This is a genomic window from Candidatus Symbiopectobacterium sp., from assembly GCF_020054415.1.
GTDB lineage: Bacteria > Pseudomonadota > Gammaproteobacteria > Enterobacterales > Enterobacteriaceae > Symbiopectobacterium.
Window position 1 is genome coordinate 1 of the sequence record NZ_JAHWCO010000078.1, and the last position, 5943, is coordinate 5943.

Annotated in this window: 5 protein-coding genes and 1 pseudogene; 5 read left to right on the forward strand and 1 reads right to left on the reverse strand. The window is 50.4% G+C overall.

Annotated features, from left to right (window positions below; translation table 11 throughout):
* Nucleotides 1-115 precede the first annotated feature (115 nt).
* From QZ506_RS02500 to mscS, 5 genes and pseudogenes are all read left to right on the forward strand, one after another.
* Nucleotides 116-808 (forward strand): annotated as a pseudogene (locus tag QZ506_RS02500) (IS630 family transposase); the annotation flags it as partial.
* A 173-nt stretch (nt 809-981) separates the two neighbouring features.
* On the forward strand, nt 982-1998 hold the full coding sequence (gene epd / locus QZ506_RS02505) for an erythrose-4-phosphate dehydrogenase (protein ID WP_291968834.1): 1017 nt from the start codon (nt 982-984) through the stop codon (nt 1996-1998).
* A 76-nt stretch (nt 1999-2074) separates the two neighbouring features.
* Nucleotides 2075-3238: a phosphoglycerate kinase gene (gene pgk, locus QZ506_RS02510; protein WP_291968836.1), complete on the forward strand. Its 1164-nt coding sequence runs from the start codon at nt 2075-2077 to the stop codon at nt 3236-3238.
* A 136-nt stretch (nt 3239-3374) separates the two neighbouring features.
* Complete coding sequence (gene fbaA, locus QZ506_RS02515; RefSeq protein WP_291968838.1) at nt 3375-4451, forward strand: class II fructose-bisphosphate aldolase; 1077 nt, start codon at nt 3375-3377, stop codon at nt 4449-4451.
* 150 nt (nt 4452-4601) lie between these two features.
* A complete protein-coding gene (mscS, locus tag QZ506_RS02520) occupies nt 4602-5465 on the forward strand; it encodes a small-conductance mechanosensitive channel MscS (protein WP_291968840.1) in 864 nt (287 codons plus the stop codon).
* A 210-nt stretch (nt 5466-5675) separates the two neighbouring features.
* Here the strand turns inward: mscS and QZ506_RS02525 are convergent.
* The coding region (locus QZ506_RS02525) for a transposase (protein WP_291968841.1) at nt 5676-5943 on the reverse strand (268 nt) is incomplete at its 5' end.

Consider the following 5943-nt stretch of genomic DNA (forward strand, 5'->3'; position numbering starts at 1 on the left):
CTAAACGAATCGCTCTGTGCTGGGAGAGTCAAGACGGGTTTGAACCTACACCCGGATGTAATCAAATTCTCAACAGGTTTACCGATGGCGGTGTTTTCATTCTACCGATATCCTGGTCCGATTCAGTATTCCCGTCATGAACAAGTGGTTGCACAGTCATGTTTTCTCCTACAAAAAACCGGCGGGCGTACCCCATAAATTCAGTGAAGAAAATCAGAAGCATTTCATTGAATATTATGAGAATTTAAAGAAAACAGCCGGCAATGAGCAGATTCTGTTTATCGATGCGGTTCATCCGACACAAGCCACAAAGCTCAGTTATGGATGGATACGAAAAGGGCATAAAAAGTCGGTTAAAACAACGGGAAGTCGAACACGTCTGAATATACTGGGTGCGCTGAATCTGAGCGATATCGGCGGTACTGTTATTCACGATTACAAAACAATTAATGACTACAACATTGCTCGTTTTTTCATTGAGATACGCAAAAGTTACCCTGATTACCGACAGAGAATCCATGTAATACTGGACGGTGCGGGTTATCACCGAACCCAATTGATTAAGGATTGGGCCTTTGTCGTGAACATAGAGCTTCACTATTTACCGCCTTACAGTCCGAATCTGAACTCGATAGAACGCCTGTGGAAAGTGATGAATGAGCATGCACGGAATAATCGCTATTTTGAAAATACGCGCGATTTTCGGGATGCAATATTCAATTTTTTCACCAATACGCTACCAGAAATAGCGGACTCGCTGACGTCCAGAATTCACTATCGTTTTCAGGTGCTCAAACCTGCATCTTGAGGTTTATTGGGTATATACCCTAGTTGCAAGAAGGCGGCAAGTGAGTGAATCCCGATGAGCTTACTCAGGTAAGTGATTCGGGTGAGTGAGCGCAGCCAACACACCTGCAACGTGAAGTATGACGGGTATATACCCTACATAATTCGAGTGTTCAGCTTGATACAGAGAATGTGATGACAATTCGTATTGCGATAAACGGTTTTGGTCGTATTGGCCGCAGCGTGTTACGGGCGCTGTACGAATCCGGACGCCGGGCCGATATTAGCGTGGTGGCGATTAACGAGCTGGCGAGCGCGGAAGGTATGGCGCACCTGCTTAAATATGACACTAGCCATGGACGCTTCGCCTGGGATGTGCGCCAGGATTGCGACCAGCTCTACGTGGGCGATGACGCCATTCTGCTATTGCATCAGCGTGAAATTGAGGGGCTGCCTTGGCGTGCGTTGAGTGTCGACGTGGTGCTTGATTGCAGCGGCGTATATGGCAGTCGTGCGCACGGCGAAGCACATCTGGCCGCCGGTGCGAAGAAGGTGCTGTTTTCTCACCCCGGTGCCAACGATATTGATGCCACCGTGGTGTTTGGCGTCAATCACGATACGTTGAAGCCAGAACACCACATTGTGTCTAGCGCCTCCTGTACCACCAACTGCATTATTCCCATTATTAAATTGCTGGATGAATCGTTCGGCATTGAAAGCGGCACAGTCACCACGATCCACTCTTCGATGAACGATCAGCCGGTGATTGACGCGTACCACAGCGATTTGCGCCGCACCCGCGCGGCCAGCCAGTCCATCATTCCCGTGGATACCAAACTGGCGACAGGCATTACGCGTATCTTCCCGCAGTTTACTGACCGTTTTGAGGCGATTTCGGTACGCGTGCCAACCATCAATGTCACAGCTATTGATTTAAGCGTAACGGTAAGGCAAGTGGTAAATGTTAATGAGATCAATGATCTTTTTCAAAAATCAGCGCATGGAGCATTTCGTGGTATAGTTGACTATACTGAATTACCTCTAGTTTCAGCTGATTTTAATCACGATCCGCACAGTGCCATTGTCGACGGTACGCAGACGCGGGTCAGTGGATCGCACCTGATAAAAACGTTGGTCTGGTGCGACAACGAATGGGGCTTTGCCAATCGTATGCTGGATACAACACGCGCGATGGCAGCCTGCGTTTTTTAGTTATATGCAATTGAATTGTAATTGATTTTAATCTAGATTACACAACTTTATAAGAGAATCAACAAGAGGATTCACCATGTCTGTAATTAAGATGACCGATCTGGATTTGGCGGGTAAACGTGTACTGATTCGTGCGGATCTGAACGTGCCGGTTAAAGAAGGTAAAGTGACGTCTGATGCGCGTATCCGTGCGTCGTTGCTGACCATTGAAATCGCCCTGAAACAAGGCGCGCGTGTCATGGTGACTTCCCACCTGGGACGCCCTACCGAAGGGGAATACAACGAAGAATTCTCCCTGCTTCCGGTTGTTAACTATCTGAAAGATAAAATTTCTTCTCCAGTTCGTCTGGCGAAGGATTATCTGGATGGCGTTGATGTTGCCGAAGGCGAGTTGGTGGTTCTGGAAAACGTTCGCTTCAACAAAGGCGAGAAGAAAGACGACGAAGAGCTGTCGAAGAAATACGCAGCGCTGTGTGACGTGTTCGTCATGGATGCTTTTGGTACGGCGCACCGCGCTCAGGCTTCTACCCACGGGGTAGGCAAGTTTGCTGATATCGCCTGTGCAGGCCCGCTGCTGGCAGACGAACTGGAAGCGTTGGGTAAAGCGCTGAGCAACCCAGAGCGTCCTATGGTGGCTATCGTCGGCGGTTCTAAAGTGTCTACCAAACTGACCGTGTTGGGCTCATTGTCCAAAATCGCTGACCAACTGATCGGCGGCGGCGGCATTGCCAACACCTTCGTGGCGGCACAGGGTCACAACGTGGGCAAATCGCTGTACGAAGCTGATCTGATCCCTGAAGCGAAAAAATTGCTGGAAACCTGTGATATTCCGGTACCGAGCGACGTGCGCGTGGCGACGGAATTCTCCGAAACCGCAACCGCAACCTTGAAGTCTGTTACTGCCATCAAAGATGATGAACAGATTCTGGACCTGGGTGATGTCTCCGCTGAGCGTCTGGCCGATATTCTGAAAAACGCCAAGACTATCCTGTGGAACGGCCCGGTTGGCGTGTTCGAATTCCCGAACTTCCGCAAAGGGACTGAAATCATCGCTCAGGCGATTGCAGACAGCGAAGCGTTCTCCATCGCTGGCGGTGGCGATACGCTGGCCGCGATTGACCTGTTCGGTATTGCAGACAATATTTCTTATATTTCTACCGGCGGCGGTGCTTTCCTGGAGTTCGTGGAAGGTAAAAAACTGCCTGCGGTAGTCATGCTGGAAGAGCGTGCTAAGCAGTAATACCGCTTTGCCGGGGGTGTCACCCGGCAACCCGTTGCTCCCTCTTCGAGTGTGCAACGGTGGGTTCGGACGCTGTGCGTCCGGCCCGTAGTCAATTATCTCAACCCTCCACGGCCAACGAGACGGGACACGTAACATGTCTAAAATTTTTGATTTCGTAAAACCTGGTGTCATCACTGGCGATGACGTTCAGAAAGTTTTCGCAGTAGCAAAGGAAAATGGTTTTGCTCTGCCCGCAGTCAACTGCGTCGGTACTGACTCCGTCAATGCTGTGCTGGAGGCGGCAGCGAAAGTTAGCGCACCGGTTATCGTTCAGTTCTCTAACGGGGGGGCCGCGTTTACAGCGGGTAAAGGCCTGAAAGCGGAAGGTCAGAAAGCCGCTATCCTCGGTGCCATCTCTGGCGCACAACACGTTCACCTGATGGCTGAACACTACGGCATTCCTGTTATCCTGCACACTGACCACTGTGCGAAAAAACTGCTGCCTTGGTTGGATGGCCTGCTGGAAGCCGGTGAAAAACACTTTGCCGCAACCGGCAAACCGCTGTTCTCCTCCCACATGATCGACCTGTCGGAAGAGTCTCTGGAAGAGAACATCGAGATTTGCAGCGAATACCTCAAGCGCATGGCAAAAATCAACATGACGCTGGAAATCGAACTGGGTTGCACCGGCGGTGAAGAAGATGGCGTGGACAATAGCCACCTTGATAACTCAGCACTCTACACCCAGCCGGAAGACGTGGCTTACGCCTACGAAAAATTGCACGCCGTCAGCCCGCGTTTCACCATCGCAGCATCGTTTGGTAACGTGCATGGCGTATACAAACCGGGTAACGTGCAACTGACGCCGAAAATCCTGCACAATTCGCAGGAATATGTCTCCAAGAAATTCAACCTGCCACATAACAGCCTGGACTTCGTGTTCCACGGCGGTTCCGGCTCTACGGCAGAAGAGATCGCCGAAGCGGTGAGCTACGGTGTGATCAAAATGAACATCGACACCGACACCCAATGGGCAACCTGGGAAGGCGTGCTGGCGTATTACAAAAAGAACGAAGGCTACCTGCAAGGTCAGTTGGGTAACCCGGAAGGTGCAGACAAGCCGAACAAGAAGTACTACGATCCGCGCGTTTGGCTGCGTGCTGGCCAGGCAACCATGGTGGCTCGTTTAGAAAAAGCGTTTAAAGAACTGAACACGATCGACGTACTGTAATCTATATTAATAAGTGCATTGATAAGCAATGCATGAAAATAATAGGCTCCTTTTATCAGGAGTCTTAATTTTTTCTGGCCCGCTTTGCGGCCATTTTGGGTGTGAACCATCCCTTTCAAAGGGTGAAATGCAAAAAAAGGGAGAGTGCAAATGGAAGAACTGGATGTGACCGAAAGCCTGAGCCGTATGGGGCAATGGGTGGTCAATAATGAGGCTCTGCTGATTCAGTATGCGGTGAACGTGGTGGCCGCCATTATCATTTTGCTCATCGGCTTGCTGGTGGCGCGTGTGGTATCTAACGGTATCAGCAGAGTGATGGTGGCGCGTGGCATTGATACCACCGTGGCGGATTTTCTCGCTGCATTGGTGCGTTACGGGATTATTGCCTTTACGCTGATTGCAGTATTGAGCCGTATTGGCGTGCAAACCGCATCGGTGATTGCGGTGCTGGGTGCCGCTGGCTTAGCAGTGGGTTTGGCGCTGCAAGGCTCGCTGTCAAACTTCGCGGCGGGTGTACTGTTGGTGATGTTCCGCCCGTTCCGTACCGGTGAGTTTGTCGATTTGTGCGGGGTTTCTGGTACGGTGACGCAGGTGCAGATCTTCTCCACTACGATGCATACGCCGGATGGTAAAATCATCGTTGTTCCCAATGGGAAAATCATTGCCGGAAACATCATTAACAGCAGTCGTGAGCCGGACAGACGCAACGAAATTATCGTTGGCGTGGCCTATGATGCTGATATTGACCAGGTCAAAACGGTGCTGGGGGATGTCGTCGCGGCTGATAAGCGCATCCAGCATGAGCGTGGTGTCACCATCCGTTTGAATGAAATGGCCGCATCATCACTGAATTTTGTCGTATGGGTCTGGACGAGCAACGGTGATGCCATGGCGGTGAAATGGGATCTGTTAGAAAGTTTTAAACGGGCGTTGGATGAGCACCAGATCGGCATTCCTTATCCGCAAATGGATGTGCATTTGCACCAACACCCGTCAACATCAACCAAGGCGTAATTTTCGTTAGTCCTTTTTAGGCATCCGATGCTAAGCGCACGGATGCCTAAACGCTTTCACTCGAAAAGCAAAAAAACAGCCAGCGTATCGACCTACACTAACCGTCGTTATTGGTTGATATGTGTCGCGTTATGAAACTTGATAAAACTCTGGGTCGTGTATTCAATGAGTGATGTGAGCCTGTTTAAGATTTTGTGTAAATGCCTTTCCTCAGAAGTGACCGTCAAAGCGGTCACCGAACTCGATAACAAAGCGACTCATTGCCATACGCCAGTCCTGTAAGGGCATCGTCCATTTCTGTGATGCCGCCTGGATTGCCGGCCATACGACCTTCTTTACCGAGTCATCAGTCGGGAACACCTTGCGTTTCTTGATTGCATGCCGGATCACGCTGTTCAGTGATTCTATAGCGTTCGTCGTGTAGATTACCTTGCGAAGTTCCTGCGGGTACGAGAAGAATGTCGACAGGTTGGCCCAG